Annotated in this window: 17 protein-coding genes and 1 pseudogene; 8 read left to right on the plus strand and 10 right to left on the minus strand. The window is 54.4% G+C overall.

The annotated features are described in order from the left end of the window. Positions 1-233: 233 nt before the first annotated feature. The gene (locus tag ACPDZI_RS10720; RefSeq protein WP_438834510.1) at positions 234-2,204 is read left to right on the plus strand and encodes an SDR family oxidoreductase; all 1,971 of its coding nucleotides are present in this window, start codon (positions 234-236) and stop codon (positions 2,202-2,204) included. Between the two features lie 49 nt (positions 2,205-2,253). Here ACPDZI_RS10720 and ACPDZI_RS10725 read toward each other — a convergent pair. Then, positions 2,254-3,149: pseudogene (locus ACPDZI_RS10725) on the minus strand (esterase/lipase family protein). 173 nt (positions 3,150-3,322) lie between these two features. Between ACPDZI_RS10725 and ACPDZI_RS10730 the strand changes: the two are divergent. The 4 genes from ACPDZI_RS10730 (at position 3,323) to ACPDZI_RS10745 (ending at position 6,258) form a co-directional block, all read left to right on the plus strand. After that, positions 3,323-3,637, plus strand: a complete 315-nt coding sequence (locus ACPDZI_RS10730; protein ID WP_270801023.1) for a YebG family protein — start codon at positions 3,323-3,325, stop codon at positions 3,635-3,637. A 277-nt stretch (positions 3,638-3,914) separates the two neighbouring features. Continuing rightward, a complete protein-coding gene (locus ACPDZI_RS10735) occupies positions 3,915-5,213 on the plus strand; it encodes a tyrosine-type recombinase/integrase (RefSeq protein ID WP_323933021.1) in 1,299 nt (432 codons plus the stop codon). A 338-nt stretch (positions 5,214-5,551) separates the two neighbouring features. Then, positions 5,552-5,746: a phage protein gene (locus ACPDZI_RS10740; RefSeq protein WP_265342902.1), complete on the plus strand. Its 195-nt coding sequence runs from the start codon at positions 5,552-5,554 to the stop codon at positions 5,744-5,746. 212 nt (positions 5,747-5,958) lie between these two features. Beyond that, complete coding sequence (locus ACPDZI_RS10745; RefSeq protein WP_373881959.1) at positions 5,959-6,258, plus strand: hypothetical protein; 300 nt, start codon at positions 5,959-5,961, stop codon at positions 6,256-6,258. A 130-nt stretch (positions 6,259-6,388) separates the two neighbouring features. On the opposite strand, the gene ACPDZI_RS10750 is transcribed toward ACPDZI_RS10745, so the two are convergent. The 8 genes from ACPDZI_RS10750 to ACPDZI_RS10785 all read right to left on the minus strand — a co-directional run bounded on the left by ACPDZI_RS10750 (position 6,389) and on the right by ACPDZI_RS10785 (position 13,230). Next, complete coding sequence (locus ACPDZI_RS10750) at positions 6,389-7,231, minus strand: DUF2971 domain-containing protein (RefSeq protein WP_373881960.1); 843 nt, start codon at positions 7,229-7,231, stop codon at positions 6,389-6,391. Between the two features lie 288 nt (positions 7,232-7,519). Further along, positions 7,520-8,722 carry a zonular occludens toxin family protein gene (locus tag ACPDZI_RS10755; RefSeq protein WP_373881961.1) on the minus strand — a complete coding sequence of 401 codons (1,203 nt, stop codon included), beginning with the start codon at positions 8,720-8,722 and terminating at the stop codon, positions 7,520-7,522. Positions 8,723-8,725: 3 nt separating this feature from the next. Further along, on the minus strand, positions 8,726-9,040 hold the full coding sequence (locus ACPDZI_RS10760) for a DUF2523 family protein (protein ID WP_010634000.1): 315 nt from the start codon (positions 9,038-9,040) through the stop codon (positions 8,726-8,728). A gap of 3 nt (positions 9,041-9,043) precedes the next feature. Continuing rightward, positions 9,044-10,138, minus strand: coding sequence for a hypothetical protein (locus tag ACPDZI_RS10765; protein ID WP_438834511.1), 1,095 nt, complete (start codon positions 10,136-10,138; stop codon positions 9,044-9,046). Positions 10,139-10,477: 339 nt separating this feature from the next. Further along, positions 10,478-10,693: a hypothetical protein gene (locus ACPDZI_RS10770; protein WP_017408442.1), complete on the minus strand. Its 216-nt coding sequence runs from the start codon at positions 10,691-10,693 to the stop codon at positions 10,478-10,480. A gap of 300 nt (positions 10,694-10,993) precedes the next feature. Continuing rightward, positions 10,994-11,317 carry a hypothetical protein gene (locus ACPDZI_RS10775; protein ID WP_017408443.1) on the minus strand — a complete coding sequence of 108 codons (324 nt, stop codon included), beginning with the start codon at positions 11,315-11,317 and terminating at the stop codon, positions 10,994-10,996. 26 nt (positions 11,318-11,343) lie between these two features. Continuing rightward, positions 11,344-12,834, minus strand: a complete 1,491-nt coding sequence (locus ACPDZI_RS10780) for a replication initiation factor domain-containing protein (RefSeq protein WP_194759835.1) — start codon at positions 12,832-12,834, stop codon at positions 11,344-11,346. A gap of 144 nt (positions 12,835-12,978) precedes the next feature. Further along, complete coding sequence (locus tag ACPDZI_RS10785; protein ID WP_029300906.1) at positions 12,979-13,230, minus strand: hypothetical protein; 252 nt, start codon at positions 13,228-13,230, stop codon at positions 12,979-12,981. A gap of 124 nt (positions 13,231-13,354) precedes the next feature. On the opposite strand from ACPDZI_RS10785, the gene ACPDZI_RS10790 reads away from it, so the two are divergent. The 3 genes from ACPDZI_RS10790 (at position 13,355) to fabA (ending at position 16,418) form a co-directional block, all read left to right on the plus strand. Beyond that, the gene (locus tag ACPDZI_RS10790) at positions 13,355-13,747 is read left to right on the plus strand and encodes a helix-turn-helix domain-containing protein (RefSeq protein ID WP_065477513.1); all 393 of its coding nucleotides are present in this window, start codon (positions 13,355-13,357) and stop codon (positions 13,745-13,747) included. A gap of 49 nt (positions 13,748-13,796) precedes the next feature. Further along, positions 13,797-15,776, plus strand: coding sequence for a Lon protease family protein (locus ACPDZI_RS10795; RefSeq protein WP_043122920.1), 1,980 nt, complete (start codon positions 13,797-13,799; stop codon positions 15,774-15,776). 81 nt (positions 15,777-15,857) lie between these two features. Continuing rightward, positions 15,858-16,418 carry a 3-hydroxyacyl-[acyl-carrier-protein] dehydratase FabA gene (gene fabA / locus ACPDZI_RS10800; RefSeq protein ID WP_016350690.1) on the plus strand — a complete coding sequence of 187 codons (561 nt, stop codon included), beginning with the start codon at positions 15,858-15,860 and terminating at the stop codon, positions 16,416-16,418. A gap of 82 nt (positions 16,419-16,500) precedes the next feature. Here the strand turns inward: fabA and rmf are convergent, their stop codons facing one another. Beyond that, positions 16,501-16,680, minus strand: coding sequence for a ribosome modulation factor (rmf, locus tag ACPDZI_RS10805; protein WP_438834512.1), 180 nt, complete (start codon positions 16,678-16,680; stop codon positions 16,501-16,503). Positions 16,681-16,715: the final 35 nt, after the last annotated feature.

The following is a 16,715-nucleotide window of genomic DNA, read 5'->3' on the forward strand; positions in this document are numbered from 1 at the left end:
CGTGATATAGATGATGGTAATGACAACAACCTTGATATATTCGTTGTGGCATTACTTGGCTTTCATCCTCAGTCTATGGAGAAAAAATAGAGGGTTCTACCTAATAACGGAACAAGCAACCCTGGTAATTTTGGTCTGGGTCACGAAGAATGATATTCGAATGAATATTTTGCGTTAAAGCGTGATATATCTAACAGCAACTAACAGCCCAATCAGTAAGGGATATAAATACCATGGACTATTTCATCACGGGGGGCAGCGGCTTTATCGGTCGCCGGCTGATTAAAAAAGTGCTGCAGCGCCCGAATAGCCGGGTGCATTTCTTGATGCGTGCCGCCCATCTTGATCGGGTACCCGATCTGCTGGCCTACTGGGGGGTCGAGGCGGATCGCGCCATCCCCGTGGTCGGCGACATGACCCACCCGCTGCTCGGCGTGGGCAGTGCCGAGCTGGAGCCCCTCATCGGCAAGGTCGACCACTTCCTGCATCTCGCCGCCATCTACGATCTCAACGCCAAGGCGGGCATTCAGCAGCAGGTCAATGCCGAAGGCACCCGTCAGGCCCTGCAACTGGCCGAGCGGCTCCAGGCCCGCTGCTTCCATCACTGCAGCTCCATCGCGGTGGCCGGTCTGTTCGACGGACTGTTTCGGGAAGACATGTTCGATGAGGCCGAACACCTCGACATGCCCTATTTTCAGACCAAGCACGAGGCCGAAGGGATAGTGCGCAAGGAGAGCACGCTGCCCTGGCGCATCTATCGACCCGGTATCGTGGTCGGTGATGCCAACACCGGCGAGATGGACAAGGTGGACGGCCCCTATTACTTCTTCAAGACCATCCAGAAGCTGCGCCGCATGCTGCCGCCCTGGATGCCCGCCATCGGGGTCGAAGGGGGACGCATCAACCTGGTGCCGGTCAACTTCGTGGTGGATGCCATCGATCACATCGCCCACCTGGAAGGGGAGGACAACAAGGCGTTCCACCTGACCGATTCCCATCCCATGCGGGTCGGCGACATGCTGAGCACCTTCTCCCGCGCCGCCCATGCTCCTGAGCCCGCCATTCGCATCAATGCCGCCCTGTTCAGCTTCATTCCCCGCCATCTGATGACCATGCTGATGGCGCTGACGCCGGTGCGGCGCATTCGCGATGCCGCCATTGCCGATCTGGGGCTGCCCAAGGACATCTTCCGGCTCATTAACTATCCCACTCGCTTCGACAACCGCGAAACCCAGCGGGTACTGAAGGGGACCGGCATCGAAGTGCCGCCGCTGCACAGCTATGCCTGGCGACTGTGGGACTATTGGGAGCGTCACCTCGACCCCGAGCTGTTCATCGATCGTACCCTGCGCGGTCGGGTCGAAAGCAAGGTGGTGCTGATCACCGGCGCCACCTCCGGCATCGGCAAGGCCACCGCAAGAAAGCTGGCCGAGGCGGGTGCCAAGGTACTGACCATCGCCCGGGACGAGCACAAGATTGCCGAGACCCAGGCAGAGTTTGCCGAGCAGGGATTGACCCTGCAGGTCTATCAGGGGGATCTGGCCGATCTCGCCCAAGGGGAGGCGATCACCCGTCAGATCGTGGCCGAGCACGGCGGGGTGGACATCCTCATCAACAATGCCGGTCGCTCCATCCGCCGCGCCATCGAGGACTCCTTCGATCGCTTCCACGATCTGGAGCGCACCATGCAGCTCAACTACTTCGGCACTCTCAAGGTGATCATGGGGTTGCTGCCCACCATGATCGAGAAGAAGAAGGGCCACATCATCAACATCTCCTCCATCGGGGTGCTGACCAATGCGCCGCGCTTCTCCGCCTACGTCGCCTCGAAATCGGCGCTCGATGCCTGGGTGCGCACCGCGGCCTCCGAGTTTGCCGACAAGGGGGTCAACTTCTCCATCATCAACATGCCACTGGTGAAGACCCCCATGGTGGCGCCCACCAAGGTGTATGAGCAGGTGCCCATGATGACGCCGGAAGAGGCCGCCGACCTGGTGTGCGACACCATCATCAACAAGCACGTACGACTGGCCACCCGGCTCGGGGTATTTGGCCAGGTGATCCATGCCCTGGCGCCGCGAGTGGCCCAGGTGATCATGAACACCAGCTTCCGCACCTTCTCCGATCCCAAGGAGGGCAACGAGTCCAAGGCCTCGGCGGATCAGATGGCGGTCTCCACCCTGATCAAGGGGATCCACTTCTAGGGGGAGCGACAACGAACTGAGGTAGCAAAAACGGAAAGGGCCTGCGCAATCAGGCCCTTTTCATTTGCGGCTGTGGGCGGGAGAGCAGGGTCAACAATAAGGCCGTGGTACGGCGGGAGTAGAGCAGGGAGAGGTGGCCGAGGGCGGCGAGCTCCACATCCTCCATGCCATCCAGTCGCTGGCGGGACTGAGGCAGCACGAAGTTGTCGTGGCTGGTGCGCACCGAGACCCCGGGCACGCAGAGTGGCACGGCGGCAAAGCGCTGCAGCCAGCCGGAGCCGGGCTCCATCTCGCGGGCATTGTCGCCCAGCCCCAGGGTCGCCAGCTGGCTGCCCTGATGGGGGGTGGCCAGGGTGATGAGCTGCGCCACCTTGTCACCGCCCGCCACCGCCAGATAGTCGCGGCACACCAAGCCACCCATGCTGTGGCCGATCAGCACCAGCTGCGAGGCACCGGTGGCGGCCAGCACCTCGTCGATGCGATTGGCCAAGAGCGGCACCATGTCGTCGAGATGGCCGAAGGGAGGGGTCAGGGTGACCGTCGCCACCGTGTGGCCAGCTGCCTCCAGCCTGGCTCGTTGCACCCGCCAGATGCCGCGACTGCAGCCATAACCGTGGATCAGCAGCAAGGGCAGGGGGAGGGCGTCAGCTTGTCTGGCGCCATCAGCCAGCGCTCGAACGGCAGCAACCAGGTGAAGGTCAGCAGGTAGGCGGCTATCTCCCGCCCCACCATGGGCAACCATTCTCGCCAACCGATGACAGGCACCGGGTAGAAGCGGGAAAAGCCCCAGGTCAGCAACACCACCAGGGTGCGCAGCCCCAACAGGGCCACCACCACGAACAAGATGGAGAGAGGTAGCGAGAGGCCAATGACCAGATGGGCGATGCCCCCAAGGAGCGTCACCTCAACCAGCAGCAGGATCAGGAGTTGCTTTGTGATCGTCATGGGCCAATCATCCGACCAGTTTGGCATGGAAGTCAAATGACCCTTTCATCAATGTGATGACAGGCGCGCAATCACCCGTCGGCGCGCCAATAAAACACTTCTGCATGGGGTTATTTGCAATACTGTATATCCATACATATACTTGTAATCACTATCAGAAGGAGGACGCCGCGATGGCCGTTGAGATCAAATATGTTGTGGTGCGTGGGGGAGTGGAGAAGATGACCTTTGCCAGCAAAAAAGAGGCCGATGCCTATGACAAGCTGCTGGACACTGCCGATGAGTTGATGCATTTGCTGGCAGGCGCGCCCGTTCGCCTTGAACCTGAACAGCAAGAGAGCCTGGCCTTCTACCTGGCCGAGCAGCGCGATCTGCTGCAAAACGTGCTGCGCGGGGCCAAGGGGCAGGGAAGTGGCAAGTCGGAGCAACAGGAAGAGCAGAATGACGCAGGCAAGCCAAAAGACAAATCCCTCAAGCGTGTAGCGTGAGGACGATATGGGGGAGGCTGCCCATCACTGGATGAAACAGCCTCAATTTATGCATTTATTAGAATTTTAAAGCATTTATATGGATGTTAACCCCGAAAATTTTCCAACCAAGGTGCATATACATTGAATAAATACACTATGCAGCATCAGCTGTTGATAGCGATGCTGTTCGCTGCACAGCATCGACGCTCCATTCCCACGTGATGCCGATAACCCCATTTATCGGCATCACCATCACGCAAGCCCCGAGCCGAGTCTCTCATCCACAAACATCATCATGACCACTATGTTACTTCCACCCGCCATGCCGCTGTTCGATGGTCTCGCCTACCTGGAGGCGGGCAACCCCCAGGTCAACCAATATCTTGCCAACCTCAGCCTCAACGATGTGCCCGATGCCGGGCTGGTCTACGAACTCGCCGTCGACTGGCTGCTGGAGCAGCGCAACAGCGAGAACAACTACAAAACCTATCGCAGTGAGCTGACCACGTTTTTGCACTGGTGCTTCGGCGAAATGCGCATCAGCCCCAAGGATCTGACTAGGCGCATCATGATGCGCTATCTCGATTACTGTCAGGCGCCGCCGGCGGCCCTGATTGCCTATCGCAACGTAGCCCAGTTCGTGCTCGACAAGGAGTGGGGAGAACGACTGCCCAACCCTCAATGGCGACCCTTCCTTGGCAAGCGTGAGCTGGGCCGCGAGCTGCCATACCGCCTTAGCGAACAGGCCATGAAGACCAAGCTCGCCATTCTATCTGCCTTCTTCCAGTTCTTGATCCAGGAAGAGTACATGGACCGCAACCCGGCTCTGTTACTGCAACGAGTGAAGCGCTCAATTCAGCAGGAGCCGGACGACCATGGCCAGGCCTTCAGCGAGTTGCAGTGGTCCTATGTGATGCAGGCTGCCGACCTGCTGGCTGCCGAATCACCCGAGCAGCACGAGCGCAGCCGCTTCCTGATAAGCCTGATGTACGCCTGTTACCTGCGGATCTCGGAAGTGGCGGCAAGGCCAGGGTTTACCCCCGTCATGGGTCAGTTTCGCCGTGATGGTAAAACCGGCGTCTGGGGCTATTTCATTCCCCGCAGCAAGGGCGGCAAGCGCCGCACCGTGGCGGTGTCCCATGCCTTGCTCGAGGCCCTCAAACGCTATCGGACGTTTCTCGGTCTCTCACCATTACCAGCACCCGATGAGCAGACTCCGCTGTTTGTGCGCCACAAGGCTGCGGCGCATGGTCGGGAACAAGGTGAGCTCAACGCCAATCTCGGGATCCGCCAGCTGCGTGACCTGGTGATGAGCGTCATCCAGACCGCTGCCGAGCTGGCAGAAAAAGATGGATTTGTACAGGACGGCGCCGAGATGCGCAACCTGACACCACACTCCATTCGTCATACCGGCATCACCCACGACATCAATCTCAACGGGCGGCCGTTATCACATGTGCAAGCCGATGCCGGCCACGACAGCATCGATACCACCTCCAAGTACCTGCACACCGGCAACAGTGAGCGCCACGAAAGTGCCAATCACAAACCGCTGGATCGGTTGCATGACCAGGCCTTTAAAGATGAGAGATAACGAAGTGATAAGTTCAGGAGCATGGCTGTGATGACGATGACTCGTGTTTTTTAACCGACCTCATTCCGGATTCTTCCACAATCCAACACCGCGCATAATGCCGTGTTTAGTTAAATGCCCATCTGAAACCTGCCGATAAGCCAGCCCACGCAATTTTGCTGGTTTATCAGGTATTTACTTGGATGGAACGAGAGTTGACCAAAAACTTCATTTTTCGTTGGTTTGAATGCGGTTTATCGAAAGAGGAGACGGCAAATCTATGTTTCGTTTCTGTGAGACAGGTCACATATTGGGATAAGGGTACAGAGATCCCTCCTGTCTATAAACGGCTTATGCGGATGGCATCGGGTAGGGAGTTACCCACTATCTGGAAGCACTGGGAAGGCTGGAGAATGATGAATGATTGCCTTGTGTCACCCACCGGAGTGAGGTTCGACAGACGCAGGATAGAGGCACTTGCCATCATCCAGGTGGAGAGATCCGAACAGCAGATAGCTGCTTTCTACTGGAGGAAAAAGCTCGGGATAGGTTAATCACATGGGGGAGCACTCCCCCTTTTTTATGGCAAAAACTACCCAATCAGACCTATTTGCAAACCACTCCGTGTAGAGCGAGAATCAAGATACATCTTCTTGCCATCGGAGGTCATATGCCACTGAGATTCGAACATGGTGAGTTCGCAATAGAACCAATAACCCATCACCTGATCTCGTGCGAAATGAGCGGGACTTTCAACAAAGAGGGCATGAAAGCATGGGTTAATGGAATGAAATCCATGATTGAGCCCATCAAAAATGAACCTTTTGGACTGTTGATAGATGCCAGAGGCTACACTGGTGGCACTGGCGAAGCCCTTGAGATAGCAGAAGGCTTTCACCAATGGCTAAGACATACCAAGTTGGTAGCTCAAGGGCATGTCATATCCTCTCCAACCCTGTATTCGATATCATTAAGCCGAATCCCTTCACTGAAGCATCACGTTGTCAAAGACTTCCTTAGAATAGATGAAGCGCATGCTTGGATTACTGACAAGCTAGCAAGCTGAAGGTTGGTTCAACCGTTCGCCCGAGTGGGCCTAAGCCGAAAGCCTCAACCATCAAGAGTGGTCAAAAGGCAGAAGGTGTAGACGGTAGAGGTAGAATTCCCCCCGTATTACTACACGGGGGGCCAGTGACTCAAAACAGCACCAAGCTCTCCTGATGAATTCGCATGATTTTCTCTATCATATGGTCATAGCTTTTACGGGAATTGTAACTGTATGGAATTAAAGAGTATTGACGTGAGCCCACACCCAAATAAATAACATCAACACCGGTTCTATTGTGAAACGCTAAAGCCAGATGCTTCAAATTATCACTGGCATTAGCCCCTATATAGACGCACTCAAGCAAATCAGATTCAACATGACGCACGTAAATGTCATTACCAAAACAATCTTTATTACCAGTGTTTAAACAATCATCTAAATGCCTCGGAAATCTAACCTCACGCTCATAAGCCCATGTGTCAGACTTAAAAAACCAATCACCAATAGAAATGTCAGCATTTTCAAAAAAAATCTTTGCATTTATTATTGGCCTTGATTTTACATAATTAACCTCATGGGATTCAGAAACAAACTGGCAAGTGTTTTTAAACTTTAACGCAATTCCAGAATGAGACTCACCATAATGAGCCCACATAAGGGAGTTTTTTGGCAATATATTATGATCTCTAGTTAAACACAAAACGCCCAGCTTAGTATTAAATTGTTCTATTTGATATTTAACATCAACCATTAAACTCCCTTTAGAAAAATTATCTTCAGGGACAAGGTATTTTTTTACAACAGACTCACGTCCAGTAAGATAATATTTGGTTGGAAAGTTCATCCCTAGCTTAGCATCGGATTCTTCACAGTATATTTCAGGACTCAATTCAAAAGGATCATTTAGTGCCTTTGGTTGAGAAAAACGTATTGTTGAATCCTTCAAAAAACATTCTGCTGAAGTTCGCCCCATATATTTATAATAATTCATTAGCTCACACACCTGTAACGATGAATACTTAACATCATGCTATACATTCAAGCGTTAACGCAACATCAAAGGGTGCTATCGCATTTACATCCCTCAGAGCCGGAAAGCCTCAAAAGCCGGTTTAGCAGGAAAGGGGGTGTCACCGCCCCACAGAAGCACCTCAAACAAGTTTCGGCGAGCCTACCACCTTCCCGACAATAGGCTTCAATGTGTCGCCTTATAGGGGCTCACGCCCCTGGGGTTCAGTGGCCGACCTGGAGAAAGGCGGCCACCGGCAGGAGAGGGGAGTTATGACCGGTCATCAGAAGGGGCTTGCTTGTTGTTGCCACCCGCAAAGAGGGTGGCATTGTATTTCCGGCGCAGGGCGTCCCCCTCGGGGTCACAGTACACGTCCACAGGCTGCCCCTGGTACTTCACCACCGCATGGCATGCACTCATTGGATCCACCCTGGCGAGTTCATCCGGCCAATCGTCCCTGTCGAGCGGCTGCACATCGTCGCCCTTGCGCAGCGAGAAGCAATACTCGACCCGATACTCGCCCAGGTGATCCTTTATCAGGATGTGACAGCTGATAATGAGCTGATAGCCGGCAAACGGCCCTATAGCAAGGATGCCAGCAGCAGACGCAGCAGGAGCGCCACCAGGACGTACATCAGCAGCGGGCGAAGCACCCACCGCCCCAGCAACCGGAACAGCGGCAGAAGCGGTTTCAGCGGCCTTAGCAGGAGCATCAATATATTCAGGCTTGATGAAGCCAAAGAATACGCAGAGTCCCCAAATCGCCAGAATAAACAGAATTTTAGGGTCTCGTAATATCGAGCTGCCCGCGATTGTATCCGAGACCTTACCGGTTGTAGTCGAGTCATAAAGCTTGAAAACATACTTGGGCACCTTATTAAATGGCTTGGCTTGCAGTACGTCATTCATGGACGTACCTGAGTTATCAGAGAGGTGAAGCACCGTCTTATATCGACCACCAATCCCCAATATCGCCATATTGGTATGACGAATCGCCGTTTCGGCAGCAGCACGGATTACCTGGTGCACCTTTTTGATGTTCGGGGTTGTAAATACAAAGTCCCAGTTGTGGTGGCGGTGCATATCAAAGGCCACATCTATCGTCTCTGGCCGGCCATCGGCTTTGGCCACATCCGGCCCACCTGGATAATTCAGCCGGTCTAAATCACTCTGCCGCCAGGAAGGTGGAAATATCCGCTGCACCTCATCGACCAGGAAGAAAACACCTTTAGGCGCCCAGTGATAAAAACGGGCGAGGTGATCGCGTCCTTCCTGGGATTCTGTCTCGATATAGGTTACCTGGAACTCGTCAGGCACTTCCTTGCCCAATACCTCTTTGCACCGTTCCGCAGTAAAGCCGCGAACGTTGGTGACGATATGACGGCCCGCCTTGATGGCCGGTATCACATCGGTATGAATGGCCCCTGACGACTTATAGGAACCTGGGGCACCGTGATGGATCTTGATAGACATGGTTTACCACCCCAGCATGTTCAGTAAAAAGCGGGTCACAAAGGCTTGTGTCAATATCGACAGCCCTTTATCAACGTGCAAGTAGAGCAAGATCCCCCTCATTTGCGAGGGCAGATTATTAAAGGAGGCGGAGATCAGGTCGCTGAATTGCAGGTTAATCAGTATCTGCTTGGCAACGTCCCAGGAAAAAGTGAGTAGAAATATCTTGAACTCGACCCACTGAATCGCCAATTTAACCGTTATCCAGGCTGCAAACTGCACCGCCAGTTGATATATATCGTTGAAAAATCCATTGAAGAAATCACTCATCCATTCCATATATCACCTCTTAGCCACAATCATCAGCGCCAGAAAATAGAAGATGAACATCATGATGGCCGCTATCATTTCCCAATATCCCTCGACCTCGGGGCAGACGGAATAAGAGCGGCCAAACATCGAGAACATATCAAAACACTTGGGCACCGCCGCCGACCCGCTCAGGCTATATTGGAACATATCGACCATATCATCCTTAATACCGTCATGGGTGTTCTTCAGTTGATCCTTGCGTTCCTGGAACTGCTTATTAATGGTTTCTAGGTCAAAGAAACAGTGTGCACCATCTTTACAGAGCTGTGATGTATATTCAGACCCTGCCACATGCAATGGGTTTTGCGCAGAGCCTGGCATTTGCGTGTAATCAATCCCAGGGCCTTCATTGCCATTTCCGGTGCCGCCCGTACCATCACCGCCACCCGTACTGCCCTTATTAAGGGCCTCAGCAATGGCCTTTATATTACGGTTCGTCTCTATGCTGTTATTTCGCAAATCCTGCGCGGTATTCCAATAAAAGTTATTAAGGGTGCTATTCAAATCGTGAGTGCTATCTTTAATGCTGGAAACATCCCATTGATACCCCCTAACCAAATCATAAAAGTTTGCACCTATATGTGTTTGAGAAAAATCAGGGCCGAAAAGATTATTTTGTAACTCCTTGAGCGCCCGATACCCCCCGGTGCTTTGCCCTGGCCCATCCTGCGGATTTATCATGGCATTCTTGAGCCCAACAAATTCATCGTAAAACTTATAGCCTAACGCCGTCTGCTCCCGAATACTGTTCTCCATGCCGACCTGACCATTATTAGTCGCCTTCATATAACGGAGAACGTCATCCATTTTGACATTAATATTTAGTGCATTCCGATTAGCACCCGCAGCACTATACATCAGGCTGGTAAAGCCACCTATCAGCGTCTCATTAACATGGCGCAAGGCCTCGGTGGTCATTTCCTGCTTGTCACCACCTACCCGAATACCGTTAGGCAAATTAGGAACCACATCACCATTATTGCCGTTATTGCCATTACTACCATTGTCGCCACCTCCATTAGGATCGCCGTCAGAGCCACCATCCCCATCAGAACCACCGCCCATAGAGCACTCTTGGCCGGTACTCTCAATCGGCCCCATGGTGCCGGCAGAAGGGGATTGAATACAGATACCAGGACACGCGACAAAGCAGCCGCCCAAAGAGGACGTTTCCCATTTCACGCAATACGGCAGCACAGTAGAGATCGGCAGGTTAGACAGGCGGATCCCGACAGGACAGCTCGCCGACACCCCCAACGGAAACAACAGTAAAAGCCAAGCGATGCGCACAGTACCCCCAATAAAAAAGGCGACCGGAGCCGCCTTTGTGTCATATCGAAAACGATGATCTGTAGCCTTCCACAAAGAACAGGAACCACAGCGTTCCGATGAGCAAAGACATGCTTAGGCTTTGCGCATCAGGCTGATCAGGATGCCCACGCCCACACAGGTAGCCACAACCAGCATCACCTTGGGAGAGGTTGCGGTCACGTCCGACTGGGTGGCGTCCAGGGCCTTGGCAGCGGCATCAGCAGCGGCTGTACCACCTTCGGCGAAGGCCGCACCGGTAGACAGGGAGCACACAGCAGCGATACAGCCATTACGGAAATAGTTTTTCATACTCGTTTATCCTCTTTTTGCACTTACGATGACACGGGCAATTGCGCCCAGTTTGAGGCCAGTGACCCAGATTAATAATCCAAAGCCAAAGGCCATCGACACAGTGGATACATCCAGTTCAAACCAGCTCGATATATCCGTTAATTTGGCGTGCTCTTGGACAGTCAAGAGCACGTATTTACAAGAATCCCCCTCAGCTAAGCGGGCATATCCTTCAGAGGTAATATCTAGACAAAGCATTATCGCGCCCTCGTCGTCGCTCGCTGCGCGCTCTCGCTCCTCCTCCTCGCGGCGCGGTGGTTATACCGGCTGTTTTTTGGTTGGCTGGAAGCCAACAACCACGTTGCGGGTCGGATTCTGGGGATCCGCTTCCAGGACAAGATCCACCGCCACCAATTTCGGGCAGTCGGCCAGCTCTTTAATAGTGGCCGCATCGTTGCGCAGGGCTAATTGGCGCACTTCATAGCCCCAGGAGGTGATATTGCATTCCGGCTTGTTCACGTTATTAGCCGGTGCCAGGTATTCTACCTGGGCAAAGTCATAGGGAACCGGCGAGCCAGATTTACGGGACACGCCATAGCCATGAGTAACGCGGGTAACCAAAATACCAGTCAGCAGAGACATATTATTTATCCTTTGAAGAACCATTGTTAGGTCGAAAATAATGGCAGTTCGTCCAGGTCAGGAGGAACTGGCATTCTTAACCGCGCTGGAATATCGGTTTCTTCCAGGTGCGCTGTTAATTGGTTAACAATCTTCTCAGGGGATAGCCCCTCGATGTTTGCTAACCAATTGACAAGGCGACCGGCCATCCTGGACATATTAAATACGGCGTTGTCCCTGGACGTTTTGAATTTATTCTTAAAGGTGGTCACACGCACCGGTGTTATTTCTTCCTGGCAAACTGCATCCAGCCATTTGGCAAATTGCGGATACATCCCCGCAAAATAAGGGTCAGGGTTTACCAGGACATCCAGCGGAATGACTCTGTCTTTATTGTGTAATTCGCCTTCGGCGCGTACCCAGTTCGGGAACTCGGCCGATTGCATCTGTTTGCCTTTCTCATATATCCGCGCACACTTGCCGTTAATACGGCTGCCCACGTAGAAGGAGCAACCCTTGCTCGGCACCATGCCGAAACGCTTGGCGATGCCCTTGGCAACCTCGGTGATCACGAACTCGCCCGATTCAATCTTCATCCAGGAAGGTGCACGGCCACGCTGCGGGTGAAACTCGCCGGCTTCGGCGCCGGCAATCGCGCCCTGGTAAGTGATGTGTTTGCCGCTGTAGTCATCCAGGGCGAGATCCACCCGAGTGATGCGCAGACCTGGCACGTGAGAGATAACAGAGTGCAAAGCCTGAAAATCGAGGGCCGCACAACCCACGCCGGAAAAACTCACCATGCAGCCATGGTTAGCCGCACCCCAACCAATCAGCCCGCAGGGCATCCCATCACACAGCAGGTCAGCCGAGTTGGCGTAACCGTGCAGACCGGAGCGGCGAGGGCGCATGGTGAAACGCGGCTCGGGAATGGGGACACCGATACGGGTATTGAGTTCTTCCAGCCACAGTTCAATCTCGTTGCAGCAGAGGGCATCCAGGAACTGGACGCCGTAGCTGTCGATAAGGTCGTTATAGGCTTCCCAATACTTGGCACCCTCGACCACCTCGAACTGGGAGAACTTGAGCAGGTCAGCGCAGACGGCTTTAAGCTCCTGGCGCATGTCGGCGCGGGACCGGTACCCAGAGTGCAGGGCACGTTCCATCATGTCGGTCATGGAAGGCGTCAGCACCGGGGCAGGGGACTTGGGCAGCCCCTTGAGGCTCAACCGCTCAGTGGCCTTGTCAAACGTCCGAGCAGGGGCAGGGGACGCAGCAGCCTGCTGCAGGCGCTCGGCCTTGTCATAGAGGCGCTCAGTCACCTTGTCAAAGCGGGTGAGGGGAGCGAACCCGACAGGGCGCTTCCACAGGTAACGCAAGCCCTCGACCGGCTGGGCGGCAAAGGCGGCTTGAATCGCCTTGTTCTGGGTCTCGAAGCGGGGGATAGCCTTCAAGAGGGCACCTTGCTTGGCGAGCTCAGTCATCTGGCGCAGCTCGGTCGGGGCCCAGGTAAAGGAGAGATAGTCGATCAGGGTCTTCATATCTGCTTGTCCCCGTAGGTAACCGACAAGTAAAGCAGTGCAACCAGCAGGCAGAGAACCAGGAGCACAGCGAACTCGATAACCAACGGCTCGACGCTCACATCCAGGTTGTCGCCGATAACGCTATTTATCGGCATCAAGGAGCTATGACCAGTCATCGAAAAACACTCCCTGGTCATAGAAGCCTTGCCATGTGTCCTCGGTCACCTCGACCAGCTCAAAGGCGGTGTCGGGGTACGTCATGGACAGATAGATCCGCATCTCATGCAGGTCGCGGAACATCTCGACCTGACCGGCCACACAGGCGGAAACATCGCCGGTAGGCTCTGCTTGCCAGTAGACCTTGCGCTCGTTGAGCGCCGGCAGATCCTGGTTTTGTGGGCTACAGTGGGTCATAGGTCGGTCAGATTTATTATGAACTGACTGGATTGAATCAGAACTAAATCTAACTAACAACGGGTGACTTTTAGCCCTAATAGGTGTGTTATATGCCCACTCGAAAAAGTCAGGAGACAGTCAAATGGACTCTAAAGCACTGATTCAGGCCTACATGAGAGCCAAAAACTTTAGCCAGTACCAGCAAGTCGCCGCAGAGCTAGGTTTTACCAAGTCGCACATCTCCAGCTTGACCACTGGCAAAGTGCAACTCACTGATGCCACTGCAAAAAGACTGGCCCAAGAAATCGGCCTGGACGTGCAGGAAGTCCTGTTAAGCCTGGCTGCCGTCAGAGAGACAGATCCAGAGCTGAAAAAGGCCTGGTACGACATCCTGGCGAAGTACACCAAAGGAGCAGGCACGGCTGTAGCCCTTGCGGCAGCGGTGTTTCTGGCCCCTAGTCACGGGCATGATCTAACCGCGCATAATGTTTATTATGTTAAATTGAATATCTTGTTTCCTGTCACCACCTATTGAACTGTGTATAATGGCAACAATTGATCCTATCTCCGACCGGATGTCTTAAGTGGCTGAATTAACATCAGAACAATTAAAACCTGTTTTTTCGATTGAACAGTTTCCTGCCCTCAGCGAACTAGAACCCATTCCTTTTGCCGCCTTGCAACCCCGAGCCATTTCCGGCATCAAGCGTCTCGCCAGTTTTGATGGCGACTGCCCGGTCATGCTGCTCAACGGTTTTCCCGGGGTGGATTATGAAGGCGTTTGCCAAACGCTGATCGCCGCCTCCAACGGCAAGGATGGCGACCTGTTCGATCTCTGCTACACCGAGAATCTGAACAACCCGTTCAAGCCCATCTGGCTGCGCCTGCAACCCGGTACCGGCTTCGAGTTCTGTGAAATGGTCGGCGAATTGCTCAAGCTGATGAGCCATCATCTGGATGCCGAGCGCTTGGTCACCCGCATCATGCGCAAGCAGAACAATGATCCCAAGATCGATGACTTCCTCTCCGATCTGGCGGCGCATGTGGCTCAAGGGCTCGAATTCCAGCATCCGGTGCTCATCAACCTGCTGATCCACCATGAAGAGCAGGAAGCGCCGGTCATCTATGGGCGGGATTTGAACTGGGATACCCTGTTTGGCTCCATCAACTATCAGACCGAGCAAGGTTCGGTTTATGCCAACCAGCACCTGCTGGAGCCGGGTCTGCTGCGTCAGGCCAACGGTGGCTATCTTATTTTGCAGCTGGATGAGCTGCTGGATCAGCCCCATCTCTGGTTCAAGCTCAAGAATGCGATGCAAAAAGGTGAGCTGGACTGGAACGCCTATCAGGAAGGCAAGACCCTGACCCCCTTCTTCACCCCGGAAGCCACCCCCATCAAGCTCAAGCTGATCCTGGTCGGCGATCGTCTTGATGTGGCCGAGTTCCAGATGCTGGACCGTGACATGTCCGAGCGTATCTTCCTGCGCGCAGACCTAGTCTCCGAAGTGAACATCGAAGAGGATCTGCCCGATTATCTTCAATATCTGGCCTGGCTGCGCGAGCGCTGGGAGCTGCTGGACTTCACTCCGGCCGCCCTCGCCGCCCTTTGCCGCCACGCCAGTCGGCTGTGCGACCACCAGGAGTGGCTGTCGCTCTCCGAGGTACAACTTTCTGCCATCATGCGGATGGCCGACAGCCTGGCACGGGAGCTGGAAGCGGACGTCGTCACCGACGAGCACATTCGCGGCGCGCTGGAAGAGCAGGATTACCGCCTCAACTATCTGGTCGAGCAGTCCGATCAGGGCGTCATCGACGGCCAGATCCTGCTGCAGACCGATGGTGAAGAAGTGGGCCAGATCAACGGCCTCTCCGTGATTCAAGTCTCAGGCCATCCCTATGATTTCGGCGAGCCGGTACGTCTCACCGCCACCGTGCATCTCGGGGATGGCGATGTGGCGGATATCGAGCGCAAAGCGGAGCTGGCCGGCCATATCCATGCCAAGGCGATGATGATCATCCACGGCTATCTCTCCAACAAGTTCGGTGCCGAGAACCCTTCCCCGCTGTCGGCCAACCTGGTGTTCGAACAGTCCTATCACGAAATCGATGGTGACAGCGCCTCGTTGACCGGTCTGTGTGCCCTGCTCTCTGCCCTCGCCCGTCAGCCCATCTACCAGCACTTTGCGGTGACCGGTGCGGTCGATCAGTTCGGCAATGTGCAGGCCGTCGGCGGCGTCAACGAGAAGATCGAAGGCTTCTTCCGGGTATGCAAGATCCACGGTCTCACCGGCAAACAAGGGATCCTGCTGCCTGGCACCAATGCCCAGCAGCTCAACCTGTCCGATGAGGTGATTGCAGCTGTCGAAGCCGGCCAGTTTCATATCCATCCGGTGGATCATGTGGAAGAGGCCATCGAGCTGCTGACCGGGTGTGTTGCCGGTGAGCCGGATATGCCGGATACCCTGTTCGGCCGGATCCAGCAGCGGCTGGATGAGCTCAATGGCACCGACGTCATCAAGGGTGGCGTGCTACGCCGCCTGCTTGGTCGAGTGTTCGGACGGTGAGAAAAGAAGTGATCGGAGTTGTTTAGCGAACAACTGTACGCTAAATTGGCCCGGCTTTGACCCATTTGAAGGATAAACAGCGTGACCGTAGACAATACCACCATTGATGCCCGCCTTTCCCTGTGTGAACAAGGCAAAGACTCGTTTACCCGTGAAGAGCTGCTCGCCTGCAGCCGTGGCGAACTGTTTGGTGAGGGTAACAGTCAGCTGCCCGCCCCCAACATGTTGATGATGGATCGCATCGTCAAGATCAATGACAACGGTGGTGAGCATGGCAAGGGCGAAATCTTGGCAGAGCTCGATATCACGCCGGATCTCTGGTTCTTCGATTGCCACTTCCCGGGTGATCCGGTCATGCCTGGCTGTCTCGGTCTGGATGCCATGTGGCAGCTGGTTGGTTTCTTCCTGGGCTGGAAAGGCGGCCCCGGCAAGGGTCGTGCACTGGGGGTTGGCGAGGTGAAATTCACCGGCCAGATCCTGCCTACCGCCAAGAAAGTGACCTACAAGATCACCTTCAAGCGCGTCATCAACCGCAAGCTGGTGATGGGGATCGCCGATGGCGTGGTGGAAGTGGATGGTCGCCCGATCTACAGCGCAACCGATCTGAAAGTGGGTCTGTTCAAGGACACCACCGCATTCTAAGTGCTGACCTTCAGGTCAAACTGAACAACGTAAAGGGGCCATCATGGCCCCTTTCCTTTTGCAATGAGTGATGAAGTACCGGCTACTTCATGAAGAGGCCTGAGCTCCGCCCTTCCATGGCATCACGCCAACCACCAAGCCAATGCCCACGGGCATCCAGGCATTGATACGGACACGCTTCTTTCTGTTTGCCGACCACGCCAGCCTGATAACCACGAGCACGAGCTCTTTCCAGACGGTCCCGTTTTTGTCTCTTCATCATCTACGACCCTCTTCCGTGGAACAAAAAAAGCGACC

Origin of the sequence: Aeromonas oralensis, from assembly GCF_049665575.1 — a bacterium.
Classification (GTDB): Bacteria; Pseudomonadota; Gammaproteobacteria; order Enterobacterales; family Aeromonadaceae; genus Aeromonas; species Aeromonas hydrophila.

Coding starts and splice junctions, on each gene's coding strand:
- ACPDZI_RS10730 (WP_270801023.1), top strand. CDS start 3,323: ATGGCCGTTGAGATCAAATATGTTGTGGTGCGTGGGGGAGTGGAGAAG.
- ACPDZI_RS10755 (WP_373881961.1), bottom strand. CDS start 8,722: ATGTCTATCAAGATCCATCACGGTGCCCCAGGTTCCTATAAGTCGTCA.
- ACPDZI_RS10720 (WP_438834510.1), top strand. CDS start 234: ATGGACTATTTCATCACGGGGGGCAGCGGCTTTATCGGTCGCCGGCTG.
- ACPDZI_RS10760 (WP_010634000.1), bottom strand. CDS start 9,040: ATGGAATGGATGAGTGATTTCTTCAATGGATTTTTCAACGATATATAT.
- rmf (WP_438834512.1), bottom strand. CDS start 16,680: ATGATGAAGAGACAAAAACGGGACCGTCTGGAAAGAGCTCGTGCTCGT.
- ACPDZI_RS10740 (WP_265342902.1), top strand. CDS start 5,552: ATGGCATCGGGTAGGGAGTTACCCACTATCTGGAAGCACTGGGAAGGC.
- ACPDZI_RS10775 (WP_017408443.1), bottom strand. CDS start 11,317: ATGTCTCTGCTGACTGGTATTTTGGTTACCCGCGTTACTCATGGCTAT.
- ACPDZI_RS10745 (WP_373881959.1), top strand. CDS start 5,959: ATGAAAGCATGGGTTAATGGAATGAAATCCATGATTGAGCCCATCAAA.
- ACPDZI_RS10750 (WP_373881960.1), bottom strand. CDS start 7,231: ATGAATTATTATAAATATATGGGGCGAACTTCAGCAGAATGTTTTTTG.
- ACPDZI_RS10770 (WP_017408442.1), bottom strand. CDS start 10,693: ATGAAAAACTATTTCCGTAATGGCTGTATCGCTGCTGTGTGCTCCCTG.
- ACPDZI_RS10780 (WP_194759835.1), bottom strand. CDS start 12,834: ATGAAGACCCTGATCGACTATCTCTCCTTTACCTGGGCCCCGACCGAG.
- ACPDZI_RS10765 (WP_438834511.1), bottom strand. CDS start 10,138: ATGGGCGGTGGTTCTGATGGGGATGGTGGCTCTGACGGCGATCCTAAT.
- ACPDZI_RS10785 (WP_029300906.1), bottom strand. CDS start 13,230: ATGACCCACTGTAGCCCACAAAACCAGGATCTGCCGGCGCTCAACGAG.
- ACPDZI_RS10735 (WP_323933021.1), top strand. CDS start 3,915: ATGACCACTATGTTACTTCCACCCGCCATGCCGCTGTTCGATGGTCTC.
- ACPDZI_RS10790 (WP_065477513.1), top strand. CDS start 13,355: ATGGACTCTAAAGCACTGATTCAGGCCTACATGAGAGCCAAAAACTTT.